Source organism: Streptomyces sp. CB02980 (assembly GCF_014451325.2).
Taxonomy (GTDB): domain Bacteria; phylum Actinomycetota; class Actinomycetes; order Streptomycetales; family Streptomycetaceae; genus Streptomyces.
In genome coordinates, this window is sequence record NZ_JACSCH020000005.1 from 383191 (window position 1) to 398576 (window position 15386).

The 15386-nt window shown below is 73.2% G+C and carries 13 protein-coding genes; 6 read left to right on the top strand and 7 right to left on the bottom strand.

Features of this window, described 5'->3' with window-relative positions:
* Window positions 1-6: 6 nt before the first annotated feature.
* Window positions 7-1794, bottom strand: coding sequence for an MFS transporter (locus E0F75_RS14240; RefSeq protein WP_187622870.1), 1788 nt, complete (start codon window positions 1792-1794; stop codon window positions 7-9).
* 471 nt (window positions 1795-2265) lie between these two features.
* Here E0F75_RS14240 and E0F75_RS14245 point away from each other — a divergent pair, with 471 nt between their 5' ends.
* A complete protein-coding gene (locus tag E0F75_RS14245) occupies window positions 2266-3117 on the top strand; it encodes a phosphatase PAP2 family protein (RefSeq protein WP_374115402.1) in 852 nt (283 codons plus the stop codon).
* Window positions 3118-3358: 241 nt separating this feature from the next.
* Here E0F75_RS14245 and E0F75_RS14250 read toward each other — a convergent pair whose 3' ends face one another.
* A complete protein-coding gene (locus E0F75_RS14250; protein ID WP_187622872.1) occupies window positions 3359-3574 on the bottom strand; it encodes an I78 family peptidase inhibitor in 216 nt (71 codons plus the stop codon).
* Between the two features lie 311 nt (window positions 3575-3885).
* Here E0F75_RS14250 and ctaD point away from each other — a divergent pair, with 311 nt between their 5' ends.
* Window positions 3886-5598, top strand: a complete 1713-nt coding sequence (gene ctaD / locus E0F75_RS14255) for a cytochrome c oxidase subunit I (RefSeq protein ID WP_187622873.1) — start codon at window positions 3886-3888, stop codon at window positions 5596-5598.
* On the opposite strand, the gene E0F75_RS14260 is transcribed toward ctaD, so the two are convergent.
* The 4 genes from E0F75_RS14260 to E0F75_RS14275 all read right to left on the bottom strand — a co-directional run bounded on the left by E0F75_RS14260 (window position 5537) and on the right by E0F75_RS14275 (window position 9842).
* Window positions 5537-6523 (bottom strand): YafY family protein, encoded by a 987-nt coding sequence (locus E0F75_RS14260; protein WP_187622874.1) that lies wholly within the window; start codon window positions 6521-6523, stop codon window positions 5537-5539. The genes ctaD and E0F75_RS14260 overlap by 62 nt on opposite strands.
* 72 nt (window positions 6524-6595) lie before the next feature.
* Complete coding sequence (locus tag E0F75_RS14265; protein WP_187622875.1) at window positions 6596-7870, bottom strand: glycosyltransferase family 4 protein; 1275 nt, start codon at window positions 7868-7870, stop codon at window positions 6596-6598.
* A gap of 90 nt (window positions 7871-7960) precedes the next feature.
* Window positions 7961-9331 carry an ABC transporter substrate-binding protein gene (locus tag E0F75_RS14270; protein ID WP_187622876.1) on the bottom strand — a complete coding sequence of 457 codons (1371 nt, stop codon included), beginning with the start codon at window positions 9329-9331 and terminating at the stop codon, window positions 7961-7963.
* Window positions 9309-9842, bottom strand: a complete 534-nt coding sequence (locus E0F75_RS14275) for a hypothetical protein (protein ID WP_194480746.1) — start codon at window positions 9840-9842, stop codon at window positions 9309-9311. The genes E0F75_RS14270 and E0F75_RS14275 overlap by 23 nt, the downstream gene beginning before the upstream one ends.
* 117 nt (window positions 9843-9959) lie before the next feature.
* Here E0F75_RS14275 and E0F75_RS14280 point away from each other — a divergent pair, with 117 nt between their 5' ends.
* Genes E0F75_RS14280 through E0F75_RS14290 form a run of 3 tightly spaced genes read left to right on the top strand, consistent with a single transcriptional unit; the run spans window position 9960 to window position 13663 of the window.
* A complete protein-coding gene (locus E0F75_RS14280; protein WP_187622878.1) occupies window positions 9960-10415 on the top strand; it encodes a hypothetical protein in 456 nt (151 codons plus the stop codon).
* Window positions 10415-12994, top strand: coding sequence for an ATP-binding cassette domain-containing protein (locus E0F75_RS14285; RefSeq protein WP_187622941.1), 2580 nt, complete (start codon window positions 10415-10417; stop codon window positions 12992-12994). Before E0F75_RS14280 ends, E0F75_RS14285 begins: the two co-directional genes overlap by 1 nt.
* Window positions 12995-13018: 24 nt before the next feature.
* A complete protein-coding gene (locus E0F75_RS14290) occupies window positions 13019-13663 on the top strand; it encodes an ATP-binding cassette domain-containing protein (protein ID WP_187622879.1) in 645 nt (214 codons plus the stop codon).
* A 15-nt stretch (window positions 13664-13678) separates the two neighbouring features.
* On the opposite strand, the gene E0F75_RS14295 is transcribed toward E0F75_RS14290, so the two are convergent.
* Window positions 13679-14281 carry a transglycosylase family protein gene (locus E0F75_RS14295; protein ID WP_229312674.1) on the bottom strand — a complete coding sequence of 201 codons (603 nt, stop codon included), beginning with the start codon at window positions 14279-14281 and terminating at the stop codon, window positions 13679-13681.
* Between the two features lie 248 nt (window positions 14282-14529).
* Here E0F75_RS14295 and E0F75_RS14300 point away from each other — a divergent pair, with 248 nt between their 5' ends.
* Window positions 14530-15312 carry a hypothetical protein gene (locus E0F75_RS14300; RefSeq protein ID WP_187622880.1) on the top strand — a complete coding sequence of 261 codons (783 nt, stop codon included), beginning with the start codon at window positions 14530-14532 and terminating at the stop codon, window positions 15310-15312.
* Window positions 15313-15386: the final 74 nt, after the last annotated feature.

A 15386-nucleotide genomic window follows, 5' to 3' on the forward strand; every position in this document is an offset into this window, starting at 1 on the left:
ATCGGGTCAGTGCACGGGACGCCCCGAGCCGGCGGGCTCGATCGCTTCCCGGGTCGCGGGCACCCGCGGCTCGGACGGGTCGGCGAGCTCCCGTGCCCCGGACGACTCCGAGGACCGCACGGCCCCCGTCGGCTTCGACGGCACCGCCGCGGACCGGACGGGCTCGGACCCGGCCGTCTCGGACAGAGCCGGCTTCGACACCACCGGCCGCTCCGCCTCCGGGACACCGGCGGACATCGTCTCCTCCGGATCCACCGGGCACTCCATCACCCGGGGCAGGCGCCGGGCCATCGCCGCGCCGAGCAGCAGCAGCCCCGCGCTCACGAAGAGCGTGATGTGCAGTCCGTTCACGAAGGCGTGCCGGGCGGCCTGGTGCAGCGCGCCGCCGGCCGCGCCGCCGAGCTGGTCGGCGACCTGATAGGCCTCGCCGAGCGAGTTCGCGGCGGCCCGGCTCGCCTCCGCGGGCACTCCGGGGATGGCGGCGAGCCCGGGGGCGTACGCCGCGTTCATCACGCTGCCGAGCAGGGCCGTGCCCATGCCCGCGCCGAGCTGGTACGAGGTCTCGCCGATCGAGGCCGCGGCGCCCGCGCTCCGCTGCGGCGCCTCGCTGAGCATCGACTCGTACGCCGAGAAGAGCGTGGTCTGCAGGCCGAAACCGAGCAGCACGAAGCCCACCGTGAGCAGCGGCGGCCGGTCGTGCTGCCCCATGAAGGTGAGCAGCAGCACGGCGGCGGCGGTGAGGACGAAGCCCCAGCCGACCATCCGGCGCGGTCCGATCCTGCGCAGGGTGTACGAGCCGGTGGCGCCGGCGGCCATCGCGGCGAAGGTGAGCGGCAGCAGCCGCAGCCCGGTCTCCAGCGGGCTGAGGCCGAGCACCAGCTGGAGGTACTGGACGGCGATGAGCTGCAGGCCGACCAGGGCCAGCATCGCGAGCACGATGCAGCCGACCGAGGTCGTGAAGGCGGCGCGGGAGAAGAGCCGCATGTCGATCAGCGGGTGGGGCCGTCGCCGCTGGCGCCGTACGAAGAGGACGAGGAGCGCGGCGCCGAGCAGCAGCGGCCCGGCGGTCGGGAGCGCGAGGAGCGGTTCGCCGGCGCCGGCGCGCTTGACCCCGAGGACGCAGCCGAGCACGCCGGCGGCGGCCATGAGCGCGCCGAGGACGTCCCAGGGTCCGTCGGCGGCTCCCCGGGACTCGGGGAGGAGGCGGCGGCCGAGCGGCAGGATCAGCGCCATCAGCGGAATGTTGATGAGGAAGACGGAGCCCCACCAGTAGTGCTCGACGAGGAAGCCGCCGAGCACGGGCCCGGTGGCCGCACCTATCGCGGCGACCGCCGTCCAGATCCCGATGGCGGTGGCGCGCTCCCGCCGGTCGGGGAAGACCGCCCGGAGGATGGAGAGCGTGGCGGGCATGATCATGGCGCCGCCGACGCCGAGGAGCACCCGGGCCCCGATGAGGACCGAGGGTTCGGTGGCGAGCGCGGCGACCGCCGAGGCGATGCCGAACAGCGCGTATCCGAGGAGCAGGATTCTGCGCCGTCCGACCCGGTCCCCGAGGGTGCCGAAGAGGATCAGGAGCGAGGCGCAGATCAGCGGGTAGGCGTCGACGATCCAGAGCAGCGAGGTGGAGCTGGGGTGCAGGTCCTCGGTGAGCGAGGGGATCGCGACATGGAGGATGGTCGCGTCGAGGGCGACCACGAGAAGGCTGACGCAGAGGACGACGAGGACGACCCAGCGGTTGGCTCCGCCGTCGGCTGCGGCACGCGGTCGTGCTGGGGCCGTGTTCGTCCGCGACATGTACGTACCTCCCAGTGAAGCTCTCGCGCTCGGCGGGCCCCGACCAGGGCTTATGCCCCTGGGGCGGCCCGGCATCGACGGGCGAGTGAGCCGTCAGCGTACGCGAGTTCAAGGCCCGAGCGCGTGGTGCAGCTCTCACCCCGGCGGGCCGCGCGGTGTGGCGTACGCCACTCGGGGCGGCCCGTGCGTCGCATGGAATTCCGTACGGACACCTGTTTGATGCAATTCCCGTACGTTCAAACACTCTTCCGGAAACGACTGCGCGACAATAAGGCGGAAGGTCATCGGATTTCCCGACGGATGCCTGGAATTGGCCACCGACTGAGACCTACTCCACATCACATCAACATCACGAACAGACCGGAACGACCGGGTCTGCTTCTCACTCCCTGTAACGTCGATTGGGTGCGTACCGACATCTTTGCCCGGCTGGACCGGGAGCCGGAACCGCCGAAGATAGAGGTCCCGCGGATGACCCGCACGCGTCTCGCCCTCTTCGGCGGGACGTCGGCGTTCTATCTCGCCATGGTCGTCGCCGTGCTGCTCTCGACGTGGCTGGTGACCCTCGACTGGAAGATCATGCTCTTCCGGCCCTACCAGCAGTGGCCGGAGATCCACGGCTTCCTCGACTACTACGTCGTCCTCGGCCAGCGCGGCCCCACGGCCGTCATGGTGGCCGCCTGGCTGGGCTGGCGCTCCTGGCGCCAGCACACCCTGCGACCCCTGCTCTGCCTGGGCGCCGCCCTCCTGCTGCTCAACGTCACGGTTGGCGCGGTCAAGCTCGGGCTCGGTCGTCTCGGACCCCACTACGCGACCGAGGTCGGCTCCGCCGAGCTCTTCGCGGGCGGCGACATATTCCCCTCGGGTCACACCGCCAACGCGGTCGTGACCTGGGGCATCCTCGCCTATCTGGCGACCACCCCGAGGGCCAGGCGCTACCTGTCGGCGCTCTCCGCCGTGGTCGCGCTCGGCGTCGGGCTCACCACGGTCTATCTGGGCACGCACTGGCTGAGCGACGTCCTCCTGGGCTGGGCCGCCGGACTGCTGATCCTGCTCGCCCTGCCCTGGTGCGAGCCGGTCCTCGCCGTGGCGGAGTCGTGGATCCTCGCCCTGCGCGACCGGGTACGGGACCGGCTGCGGGACCGTCGCCGTCTGGTTCCCTCGCTGCCCGTGGCCTCCGGAGGACCCCGTCCGGGGTACTTCCCGCAGCGTCCGCCCGGAGCCGAGGAGCCGGTCCGCAGGCCGGCCGGAGTGGCCGGTGGCCGCGCTCCGGCGGCCCGCACGGGAGTGGCCGGCGGCCGCGCCCCGGCGACCCGCGGCTGACCGCGAGCACCCGCCCCCACGCAGACGGAAGGGCCCCGGCCGATGGATCGGCCGGGGCCCTTCCGTATGCCGGGGGCCTTCCGTATGCCGGGGGCCTTCCGTATGCCGGGGGCCTTCCGTATGCCGTGCCGTTCCGTATGCCCGGCCCTTCCGTATGTCCGGCCCTTTCATGTGCCCGGGGCCCTTCCGTATGCCCGGGTACGGACACACCGGGCGCGCCCGGTGCGCCGGCGCCGGTTTCTCAGCCGAGCCAGCAGCGGGTGACCGTGCCGCCCTCGACCTCGAAGTTGATGCGTCCGGCGAGGTACTCCATCGTGATGATCGAGCCGGGCGGGAGCGACCTCACGGTGCTCCAGCCCCGCGTCCTGGCGAGCCGTGCGGCGCCTTCCGCGTCGAGGCCCACATAGGACTCGGGGGCGTCGCGGGGCGGTTCGGGAGTGCGCGAAGTGGGTGCCATGACCCTCACGTTAGTCCCTTGGCGGTCACGCTTGTGTCACAAGTTCTCGACATATGTTTGGCATGATCCACGTCACTCCGCGGCATGGATTCCGGCCGTTTCTCCAGTAATTCAGAAGGACATCCGGTAGTTCGCACCAAGGGCCCGGAAGTACCGATAGAACGCGGGTAATTCGGCTCTTCCCGCTCCGCTCGTCCCGAATTGACTCGGCGACGCGCACGCGAGCCGCTCACTCTTCCCTTACACAATGCTTACGCTGTCCGAACGCCCGGAGACGCGGAGCCGGGACGACCGCGAAGCGGAGGCAGCGGATGGGCAACGGGACAGCGACCGCGACCGTCGAATCGAGCCGCGAGCGGCACGGCCGGATCCTGATCGACTGGCTCACCACCACCGACCACAAGAAGATCGGCCACCTCTATCTGGTGACCGCGTTCGTCTTCTTCCTCATCGCCGGACTGATGGCGATGCTCATGCGGGCCGAGCTGGCCCGCCCAGGACTCCAGCTGCTCACGAACCAGGAGTTCAACCAGGCCTTCACCCTGCACGGCACGATCATGCTGCTGCTCTTCGCCACGCCGACCTTCGCCGGCTTCGCCAACGAGCTGGTGCCGCTGCAGATCGGCTCGCCCGACGTCGCCTTCCCGCGCCTCAACATGTTCTCGTACTGGCTGTTCCTCTTCGGCAGCCTGATGGTGGTCGGCTCGCTGCTCACCCCGTCCGGCCCGGCCGCCTTCGGCTGGACCGCCTACGCGCCGCTCAACAGCCTGGAACGGTCCCCCGGCGTCGGCGTCGACCTGTGGATCGTGGGGCTCGCGCTCTCCGGCTTCGGCACCATCCTGACCTCGGTGAACTTCCTCGCGACCATCATCGGGATGCGGGCGCCCGGCATGACCATGTTCCGGATGCCGATCTTCACCTGGAACGTGCTCTTCACGGCGGTCCTGGTGATCGTCGCCTTCCCCGTGCTCGCCGCGGCCCTGCTCGTCCTGGAGGCGGACCGGCGCCTCGGCTCGGTGGTCTTCCAGCCCGAGAACGGCGGCGCGCTGCTCTGGCAGCACCTCTTCTGGTTCTTCGGCCACCCCGAGGTCTACATCATCGCGCTGCCGTTCTTCGGGATCGTCAGCGAGATCATCCCCGTCTTCTCGCGCAAGCCGATCTTCGGGTACACCACGCTGATCGCCGCCACCATGGCGATCACCGGCCTGTCGGTGGTCGTCTGGGCCCACCACATGTTCGCGACGGGCGCGGTGCTGCTGCCGTTCTTCTCGCTGCTCTCGTTCCTCATCGCGGTGCCCACCGGGGTGAAGTTCTTCAACTGGACCGGGACGATGCTGCGGGGCTCGCTCTCCTTCGAGACCCCGATGCTGTGGTGCGTCGGCTTCCTGGTGTCGTTCCTGTTCGGCGGCCTCACCGGGGTGATCCTCGCCTCGCCGCCGATGGACTTCCAGGTCACCGACTCGTACTTCGTGGTCGCCCACTTCCACTACACGGTCTTCGGCACGGTCGTCTTCGCGACCTTCGCCGGCTTCACCTTCTGGTGGCCCAAGTTCACCGGCCGGATGCTCGACGAGCGGCTCGGGAAGGTCCACTTCTGGACCCTCTTCATCGGCTTCCACCTGACCTTCCTGGTGCAGCACTGGCTCGGCGCGGAGGGCATGCCCCGGCGGTACGCCGACTACCTGGAGGCGGACGGCTTCACCGCCCTCAACACCGTCTCCACCATCGGCGCCTTCCTGCTCGGCGCGTCCACCCTGCCGTTCCTCTACAACGTGTGGCGGACCACGCTGTACGGGCCGAAGGTCGAGGTCGACGACCCGTGGGGCTTCGGCCGCTCCCTCGAGTGGGCCACCTCCTGCCCGCCGCCCCGGCACAACTTCGACGCCGTCCCCCGGATCCGCTCCGAGGCGCCGGCCTTCGACCTGCACCACCCCGAGTTCGCGGCCTACGAGCGGATGCGGATCACGAGCCCTCCGCCGGAACGGAGGCCGACCGGTCGAGGGACCGGGACAACAGGTCCCTGAGCGCCCGCACCCGGTCGACCAGCTCCGGCGGGTCGAGCACCTCGAACTCGAAGCCGATCAGCGACACGTGGATCACCATCACATCGAGGCTGTGGGCCCCGGTCCTGAGCAGGCAGGCGTCCTCCCCGTCCGCCGTCAGGACGCCGTCGGCCGCGCCGACGGCCGCGGCGGCCTCGGCGAGCGGCACATGCAGCCGGATCGTCGCCTCGGTCGCGTACGCCGAGGTGGACACGCCCTTCGCCACGTACGCGGCCAGATCCTCGGCGGGCGGCTCGCGGGGCGGGAAGCGGGGCCCGTGCGGCGGCGTCGGCACGATCCGGTCGGCGCGGAACGTGCGCCAGTCGGCCCGGTCCACGTCCCAGGCGACCAGGTACCAGCGCCGCTCGCTGCAGACCAGTCGGTGCGGCTCGACGTTCCTGCGGGTGGTGGCCCCGCCGTGGTCCCGGTACTCGAAGCGCACCCGCTCGGTGTCCCGGCAGGCGTTGGCGAGTTCGGTGAGGACGGCCGGGTCGATCCGCTCGCGCGGAGTGCGCAGCATCGGGACGGTGAAGGCGTTCAGGGCGCTCACCCGGCGCCGCAGCCGCCCCGGAAGCACCTGCTCCAGCTTGGCCAGGGCACGTACGGAGCTCTCGCCGATGCCCTCGACCCCCTGCCCGGCGGCGGCGCGCAGACCGACGGCGACCGCCACGGCCTCCTCGTCGTCGAGGAGCAGCGGCGGCAGCTCGGCCCCGGCGCCCAGCTGATACCCGCCGCCGGTCCCGGGGCTCGCGTTGACCGGGTAGCCGAGCTCGCGGAGCCGGTCGACGTCCCGCCGTACGGTGCGGGGCGTGACCCCGAGCCGGTCGGCGAGGGCGGCACCGGACCACTCGCGGTGGGCCTGGAGCAGCGAGAGCAGACGCAAGAGCCGTGCGGAGGTCTCCAACATGGCCCCGAGTCTGCCAGCCCTCGCGGACGACTTCTGTCCTCGATGAACCGCGGCCCGAGAGGTGCCCGTCGGTCAGCGGAAGCGGCGGACGAGCCTGCCGACCCGCGCCTTCAGGGCGTAGACCGCGTCGATCACCCGACCGGTCCCGGCGTGCCACGTCACCCGGCCCTGCGGGTGGGTGCGCAGGCTCGCGCCCCGCTCGACGAGCTCCGTCCACAGCGCCTCGTGCCGGGCGGTGATCCGGACCGGGTCGAACCGCTCGGAGGCGTCGAGCGCCGCCCGTGCCGTCTTGGCCCGCAGCTCGTCGTCCTCGACGAGCCGGCGCAGCGCCCGCGCGAACGCCGCCACGTCGTCGACCGGCACCAGGAACCCGTCGACCCCGTCCTCGATGATCTCGCCCGGCCCGTGCGGGCAGTCGGTGGAGACCACCGGAAGTCCGCAGCGCATCGCCTCGACGATGGTCATGCCGAAGGACTCGCGCTGCGAGGTCACCGCGGCGATCGAGCCCTTGGCCAGCTCCGGCTCCAGCGGGGTGGCCGAACCCATCAGGAAGACCTGCTCGCCGAGGCCCCGGTCCTTGATCTGCCGGGTCAGCGGCCCCTTGAGGTCCTGGACGGCGTCGCCGCTGCCGTAGATCCGCAGCCTCCACTCGGGGTGGTCGGCGGCCACCTCGGCGAAGGCGTCGATCAGCAGGTCGTACCGCTTGACGCCGGTGAGCCGGCCCGCCGCGACGACGGTCTTCGCCGCGGGGTCGGCGGGCGGCCCCGGGGGCGCGGGCACGCTGTTGGGCACGGACTCGACGCGTACGCCGGGCAGCCCGAGCTTCCGGTAGGCGCGGGCGTCCGCCTCGGTGACGGTGGTGACGGCGTCGAGGAGCGCGTACTCGTGGCCGATGTCCCGGCGCAGCCGGAAGGGGTGGCCGTCGAAGATCAGGTGCTCCTGTCCGACGAGGACCGGCCCCCGCCGGGCCTGTCGGACGAGCTGCACGTTGAGCCCGGGTCGGGTGCCGACGAGGACGTCCGCCTCGACGCCGCGCAGGTGCTCCCCGATCCGGGCGTCGGTGAGCGCGCTGTACTGCTTCCAGCGTCCGTCGCCGCGCGGGAAGACCTCGGCGGGCCGGTGGAAGTCGGGGTGCTCGCCGTCGTATCCGGGGCTGTCCTTGCGCAGGTCGACGAGGTGGCGCAGGGTCACCCCGGAGGGCAGGCCGAGGAGTGGACGGTCGCGGTGGCGGAACACCGAGACGATCTCGACCTCATGACGTCTCGCCAGTTCCTCGGCGAGGGTGAACGTCGTCCGGATCGTGCCGCCGTAGTGGTAGCCGTTGTGGAGCAGAAAGGAGATACGCATCGCGCTGCCGGTTCCCCCCGGTCAGTTGATCGGTCCCCCGACTGTACTGCCGGTGAAGGAGGACCGTTCACGGCCTGTAGCCGGGGAGGGTCAGGGACGGTAGCCGAGCTGGGGCACGGTCGCGCAGTTCTCCGTCATCTCCCCCTGGCTCACCCAGCCCCGGGCGTCCTGCCAACGGGCCACGGACAGACAGGTGTTCCGGGTCGCCGGCGGTCGCGCGAGGTGCTCGTAGCGGACGGGGAGCAACAACCCCCGTGCGGTGTACGCCTCCGGGCGGTTCATGAACGCCTCCACGCACGCGCGGGTGAGCCCCCTGCCGGCGCCGCCCCTCCCTTCGCCGCCGGCGCCGCTCTCCCCGTCGGCGCCACCGCTCTCCCCGCCGTCGTCTCCGGGCCCGGCGAGGCAGGAGCGGGCCGCGTCGGTGAACCACATCGCCGCCGCCCATCCCTCCAGCTGCCACTGCGACAGCGGCCGGTCCCCCATCGCCGCCCGGAACTCGCGGACCGCCGGATGTCCGGTGTCCTGGTGGTTGCGGCTCGCGCCGGTCACCCACAGGGCGTCCCGGCAGCCGGGCGCGCGGGCGTAGTCGCGGGCGACGGTCGAGGACCAGTTCTGCACGTTGGTGACCTTGGCGGCGACCCGTACTCCCAGGGTCTCCATCGCCTCGCACAGGCGCACGTTGCCGTGGGTGTCCATGGCGTCGAAGAGGACGTCGGCGTGCTGGGCCCGCAGATCGGCGGCGACCGCGCGGAAGTTGGGCAGGGCGAAGTCCACCTGTTCCTCGACGACCCGGTAGCCCTCGGCGCGCAGCCCCCGGGTGACCAGCCGGCCGTACGCGGCGGACGCGGGCTGGTTGTAGGAGACCACGGCGGCGGTCCGTGCCCCCTTCTCGTTCTTGAACCAGCGGTAGACCTCGGTCCCGCCGTACAGGACCCCGCCCCAGCCGGGCTCCCTCCCGGTGCGCGGGGCGGAGCTGCCGTAGATCCCGTACAGATGCGGGTAGGTGTCGTACGCGGGAGTGAGCGGCTGGCCGCCGATGTCGGGCACCCCGGCGCGGGAGACGAGGGGCGCGCCCGCGTAGTCGAGGGCGGTGGTGGCGACCAGGGCGAAGACCCCGCGCTCGTCGATCAGCCGGTGCACGCACGCGTTGTTGCCGACACCGCTGCCGCCGTCGTCGCAGGTCTCGACCTCGATCCGGCGCCCGTCCAGGCCACCGCGCGCGTTGAGGGCGTCGAAGTAGGCGCGGGCTCCGTCGCGCGTGCCCGTGAAGGTCTGTCCGCCGACGGGACTGGTGACGCTGGTGATGATCCCGACGCGGAGCGGCTCACCGCCGGAGGGGTTGGCGGTGGGCCGCGTCTCGAAGGCGCGCTCCGGGAGCCGGCTGCCGCAGGCCGTGAGGAGAAGGAGCAGCAGGGCCAGGAGCAGCGCCGCTCCCGCCTCAGCAGCCCGGAACGGTGACACCGCTCAGCTGGACCAGGCCGCACAGCGTCTTCACGGTGACCTTCCAGGTGTCGTTCTGGAGGACGGACGTGCCCTGCGAGCCGGACAGTGCGGGGGCTCCGCCGACCAGCAGGTCGTACGTCACGTTGGCCTCGGTGGCGGAGGTGAACTCGACGCCGGTGACCTTCGCCGAGGTCATGGCGGCGTTCTTGTCACCGCCGAAGGCGCCGAGGACCTCCTGCATCTGCTCCCCGTTCTCCAGGAGCTTCACCCGCTCGGCGGCGGGGGTCCTGGGGTCGAAGAACGCCGTCCAGTTCCTGGTGATCTCCGCCTTGGCGGCGGCGGGGTCGTCGGGTTCGCCGGCCCCGGTGGGCGCGGAGGTCGCGGTGGAGGTCTCGGTGTCGTCGTAGCGGCCCTCCCCGCCGCCGGCACCGTCGTCGGAACAGCCCGCGACGACGGGGGTGAGCGCCAGGACGGCGGTGGCCGCGAGGGCGGCGAGCCGGGGGCGTCGGCCGAGTCGTGCGAAAACCATCTGGCTCACCACCGGGTGTCCCTCCGGGCCGTACGGTCCGATGCTTCCAGGGTGGGACGTATCGGGGCATAGTGCAAGATCAGGGCATAGCGTGAGGACGAGACGAGGGAGGTCGCCGTGCCGACATCCCGGATCGTTCTGTGGAGCGGTCTCGTGGCGGCCGCCGGGGGCGCCGTGCTGTGTGTGCTCGGCTGGTACGGGATCTCCGGCGAGCGGTTCGCGGAGCGGCAGCTGCCCTATCTGGCCTCGTGCACGGTGCCGGGCGCGGCCCTGATCGTCGCGGGCGCGATCCTCGTGGTGGCGGCGTACGCGCTTCCCGTACGCCCTCCGGAACCGCGGGGACGGGAGACCGCGGCAGACGGATCCGCGGCGGTGGACGGCCCCATGGCGGAGGACGGCCCCGCGGCGGAGGAGACTCCGCCGCCCTCCTCCGACGGCCCGCCGCTCCGCGTCCCGGGCGGGACGCTCGCGCACCGCCCGGACTGCCCGCTGATCGCGGGCAAGCCGGAGGCGACGGAGGTGGGGGACGCGGCCCTGGCCCCCTGCCCGGTATGTGAGCCGTGGCCGCCCTGATGGCCTCCCTGACCTACGAGTTGACGCTCGCCGGCCTCGCGGTCGGCAGCGCCGCCGCGCTCACCGGGATCGGACTGATCGTCACCTACCGGGCGACCGGCGTCCTGAACCTGGCGCACGGCGCGGTGGCCATGATCTGTGCGTACGTGCTCCGTCAGCTGGTGGTCGTCTGGGGCTGGCCGCTGCCGGCGGGCGCCCTCGTCACCCTTCTCGTCGTCGCCCCCGGCATCGGACTCGTCCTGGACCTCGGGGTGTTCCGGCCGCTCGCCCGGCGGGAGGCGAACCCGGCACAGTCCCTGGTGGCCTCCATCGGCGTCTTCGTGCTGCTCGTGGGCGCGGCGGTGCTGGTGTGGGGCCCGGGGGCGCGCGACGACGTGCCCGTGCTCCTCGGCGACGACCCCTGGGCCCAGCTCGGCGCGGTGGTCGCGCTGGCCTGCCTGGTGGGGGCGGTGACCCGGTGGACCCGGTTCGGCCGGGAGCTGCGGGCCGTGATCGACAACCGGCCGCTCGCCGTGCTCTCCGGGATCGACGCGGACCGGGTCGCGGCGGCCGGCTGGGCCTTCGGCTCGTTCACCGCCGGCCTCACCGGGGTGCTCCTCGCCCCGTACGTACGGCTCGACCCGTACGGCATGCCGCTGCTCGTCGTCGAGGTGATCGCGGTCGCCGTCATCGCCCGGATGCGGTCCCTGCCGGTCGCGGTACTGGCCGCGCTCGCCATCGGCGTCGCCCAGGCCCAGCTCACCCGGCTGCACCCGGAAGGATGGGCGGGACCGCTGGTCCAGGCCGTCGGGGCGAACCTGTTCGTGGTGGCGCTCCTGGTCGCCGCACTCGTCCTGCCGGGAATCGGCGGCGAGGGCCGGGACGCCCTGCCGCCGCCGGTGCGCTCGGGACGGGTGCCGGGGGGCGTGTGGCTCGTCGTGGGCGTGCTGTTCCTGCTCCCGCTGGGCTTCGCGGGCTCGGACCTGCACACGGCGATCCAGGTCCCGGCGCTCGCGGTGATCCTGCTGTCCCTGGTCGTGGTGGCGGGGCGGGGCGGCCAGATCGCGCTCGGGCAGGCGGCGTACGCGGGCCTGGGCGCCCTGTTCACGGCGCTGCTCACGGCACGCGGGGTACCGGGCCTCCTGGCCCTCGGCCTGGCGGTGCCGCTGGTCGGGGCGGTGGGCCTGCTCACGGGCTGGCCGGCGATCCGCCGGCGCGGCCTGGCGCTGGCGCTCGTGACGCTGGCGACGGGCGTGGCGGTGAGCCGCTTCGTCCTGACCCAGCCGTACGCGACGGCCGGCCTTTCCCTCGGCCGCCCGGCGGGCTTCTCCGACGACCGCGCCTTCTACGCCCTCGAACTCCTCGTCCTCGCGGGCTGCCTGGCCCTCGTGGCGGCGCTCCGCCGGGGCCGCACGGGCCGGGCGCTCGCGGCGCTGCGGGACCACGAGCCGGGCGCGGAGGCGGCGGGCGTCGCGGTCCCCGGCCTGAAGCTCCTCGCGTTCGTCCTGGGCGCGGCCCTGGCGGCCCTGGGCGGCGGCCTGCTCGGCATGGGCCTGCGCGCCTTCGACCCGGAGGCGTACGACCCGGTCCGCGGCCTGCTGTGGTTCGCCGCGGTCCTGGTGCTGGGCGCGGACAGCCTTCTGACCCCGCTGGCGGCTGCGGCCCTCCTCACGACCCTGGACGCGGGCGCGTACGCGGGCACGGCGGCACTGGCCCTGGGCCTCCTCGCCACCCTGACGGCCAGAATCCCGCCGCTGACGAAGGTGCTCCCGCAGGAGACCCGCTCACCGAAAGCCGCCGACGGCGCGCAGCCCCCCACGGGAAGGCCGGCACTTCTCTCGATCAGCCGCAGGGATGGTGCGGGTGGGAACCCCGGTCCGGCCGAAGGCCGGACGCACCCCCACCGGACCGCGGCCGCCAGGGCACCCGCATCCGCCACACCCGCCCCGGTCCCCCGCCTCCACGCCCACGACCTCACCCTCACCCACCCCGGAGGGGTCACCGCCCTCGACCGCGTCACCCTCGACCTCGCCCCCTCCCGCATCACCGCCCTCGTCGGCCCCAACGGCGCCGGAAAGAGCACCCTCTTCGACTGTCTCGCCGGCACCCTCCGCCCCCGCGAGGGCCGGATCACCCTCGACGGCACCGACATCACCCACCGCTCCGCCCACGCCCGCACCCGCCTCGGCATCGCCCGGACCTTCCAGCGCCTCGCCGTCTTCCCGTCCCTCACCGTCGAGGAGAACGTCCGCCTCGGCGAGGAGCAGGGCCACGTCCGAAAGGACCCCGCCGCGGTCGAGCGGAGCCTCCGTCTCCTCGGCCTCGCCGGATCCGTACGGCACTCCACGGCGGCGGACCTGCCCACCGGGACCCTGCGCCGGGTCGAGCTGGCCCGCGCGCTCGCGGGGCAGCCCCACACCCTGCTCCTCGACGAGCCCGCCGCCGGTCTCGACGCCGCCGAGACGGCCGCGCTCGCCCGGGTCCTCACCGCGCTGGCCGCGGACGGCCTGACCGTCCTGGTCGTCGAACACGACCCGGATCTCGTCGCGGGCATCGCCCACACCGTGCACACCATGGAAGGCGGCCGGATCGTGTCATGAGCGTCGAGAAATGAGCACCGCCCCATGAGCGTCGAGATCGCCCTGCGCACCGCCCGGGTCCGCTACGGCCCCCTGGAGGCCCTGCACGGCCTGGACCTGCCCGTCCCCGCCGGCACGGTCACCGTCCTCCTGGGCCGTAACGGCTCCGGACGGACGACGGCCCTGCGCGCCCTCGCCGGCACGGTGCGGCTCTCCGCCGGCCGGGTCCTGTGGCGGGGCGCCGACGTGACCCGCCTCCCGGCGCATGAGCGGGCCCGCCGCGGGCTGTGCTTCGTACCGGACCTGCAGGCGGTGTACGCGGCTCTCACCGTCGCCGAGAACCTCGCGCTCACGAGGCCCGGGGCCCGGCCCCCGTACCCCGAGCTCGTCCCGCTCCTGGACCGCACCGCCGGGACCCTCTCCGGCGGCGAGCGCCGCATGCTGGCCCTCTCCCGAGCCCTTCTCCCTCTCCACGCGCGCGTGGTGCTGGTCGACGAGCCGTCGCTCGGCCTGGCCCCGCCGGTCGCCGCCCGTACGTACCGAGCGCTGGTCGCACTCGCCGTGGAGGGCGGCGCCGCCGTGGTCCTGGCGGAGCAGCGGGTCCCGGACGGGCTGCCGCCCGGGACCCTCGTGCACGAGCTGCGGCGCGGCTCCCTCGCGTTCAGCGGGGAGCCGGCCGAGCTCGGGTGACCGCCCCGAGACCCGTCACAGCGGGTCGATCCGCAGCATCGTCCCGACGACGACCCGGTTCGGATCGGGCCCGACGAGGCTCCGGTTCGCCGCGTACAGCGCCTTCCAGCCGCCGCTGATCCCGAAGCGGCGGGCGATGGAGCTGAGGGTGTCGCCGGGCTGGACTGTGTGGGCGCGCCCGCTCAGCCCGTACCGCTTGGAGCAGACCGGCCAGGCCTCCCATCCCTGGGTGCGGAGCACCTCCTCCGCAACGGCGATCTGCTGGGGGCGGGTCGCCAGGTCGGCGCGCGGCGCGTACCGCAGTCCGCCGTGCTCGACCCAGGTCGGGTGCCAGAACTGGAGCCCGCCGTAGAAGCCGTTCCCGGTGTTGATGTGCCAGTCCCCGCTGCTCTCGCATGCGGCGACACAGCCCCACGGCCACTGGTCCTTGGCGCAGGCGTAGGCGGGCACGGCGGCGGCCGCCCGAAGCCCGTCGGCCACGTCCCGGAGCACGGTGGACGTGTTCCTGGGCCCGGCCGGCACGTCCCGGGCCAGGGCGGGTGCCGGGGCCAGGGCCAGCAGCGCGGCGGCGGACGCCGCCACGAGCGAACCCGTCGTCCAAAATCGGATCTTCGACATCGGGGCAGGCTAGGCAGCGCCCCGCCGCCCCCGGCCCGTGCCGCGCGGAACACTGTTCACACCCCACCCGGTCGGAGTCACCCGCGTTCCGGGCCTCCTCGGAGCCCCGCCCACCCGCTTCCGCACGAGCCGGTGGCAAGTTGCCTCGCTTCCACGCGTGACCCCGGCCGAGCCTGACCCGTTGAACTCGGCATGAGACGACCGGGAACGGCCCGGCGTCCCCCCGTACCGAGTCCAGGGAGCCCCCCGTGCCGCGCATGCTCGACGTCAGCGAGGACGTACGCGCCGAGATCGGCGACGAAGAAGCGGACCGGCTGCTCGCCGGCGACAACGCCCCGGGCAGCTACGACTGCACCTCCTGCCGCACGCAGGGGGACTCCGAGCAGGAGCGCACCAGCACGGTGCTGTTCGTCGGCGACGAGACCGCGGTCCTCGCGTTCGCCCACGCCAGCTGCATTCCGTCGCAGGTCGTCCGGGTCGCCGAGGAGCAGCTCCAGGGCGCCGTCGCCTCCATCACCGCCTCGGACACCGCCGACGCGCTGTCCGCCGCCCACCCCGAGCAGGCCGTGCTCGGCGTCACCAGCGGTCTCGTCCTGATCCAGGGCGAGCTGCACCCGGCCCTCGTCGTGGAGCCGACCGCGCCGGTGGCCCGTCCGGGTTCGGACGGTCTCACCGACGAGTTCCTGCCGCTCCTGGCCGACCAGGGCTTCCACCAGGTCATGAACCTCGACGAGAAGCCGGCGGCGCTGCCGGGCTGGTCGGTCCTGGTCGCCATGGGCCAGCTGCACTCCGTCCTCCAGCCGGGCCCCGGCGGCGCCGGGCAGGCCGCCTGGTGGCAGGCGCACCAGCCGCTCCAGGTCACCGAGGGCTGGCGTGCGGCGGCCAACAAGTCGCACACGGTGCTGGTCTTCGCCGCCCCGGTCGGCTCGATCGGCCAGCAGCCGCGCGAGGACCTGCTGCGCGACGCATTGGAGAAGGCCGCGGCGAACGGGCGTCTGGTCGCCGCCGCGATGCCGCTGGCCGGTACCTGATGGAGGACGGCAGGCCGGGCATAGGGTGGGCGCGGGTCCATGGCGTACCGGCGGGGCCGACGGGCTCCGCCGGT

Coding starts and splice junctions, on each gene's coding strand:
- E0F75_RS14240 (WP_187622870.1), bottom strand. CDS start 1,794: ATGTCGCGGACGAACACGGCCCCAGCACGACCGCGTGCCGCAGCCGAC.
- E0F75_RS14245 (WP_374115402.1), top strand. CDS start 2,266: ATGACCCGCACGCGTCTCGCCCTCTTCGGCGGGACGTCGGCGTTCTAT.
- E0F75_RS14250 (WP_187622872.1), bottom strand. CDS start 3,574: ATGGCACCCACTTCGCGCACTCCCGAACCGCCCCGCGACGCCCCCGAG.
- ctaD (WP_187622873.1), top strand. CDS start 3,886: ATGGGCAACGGGACAGCGACCGCGACCGTCGAATCGAGCCGCGAGCGG.
- E0F75_RS14260 (WP_187622874.1), bottom strand. CDS start 6,523: ATGTTGGAGACCTCCGCACGGCTCTTGCGTCTGCTCTCGCTGCTCCAG.
- E0F75_RS14265 (WP_187622875.1), bottom strand. CDS start 7,870: ATGCGTATCTCCTTTCTGCTCCACAACGGCTACCACTACGGCGGCACG.
- E0F75_RS14275 (WP_194480746.1), bottom strand. CDS start 9,842: ATGGTTTTCGCACGACTCGGCCGACGCCCCCGGCTCGCCGCCCTCGCG.
- E0F75_RS14285 (WP_187622941.1), top strand. CDS start 10,415: ATGGCCTCCCTGACCTACGAGTTGACGCTCGCCGGCCTCGCGGTCGGC.
- E0F75_RS14290 (WP_187622879.1), top strand. CDS start 13,019: ATGAGCGTCGAGATCGCCCTGCGCACCGCCCGGGTCCGCTACGGCCCC.
- E0F75_RS14295 (WP_229312674.1), bottom strand. CDS start 14,281: ATGTCGAAGATCCGATTTTGGACGACGGGTTCGCTCGTGGCGGCGTCC.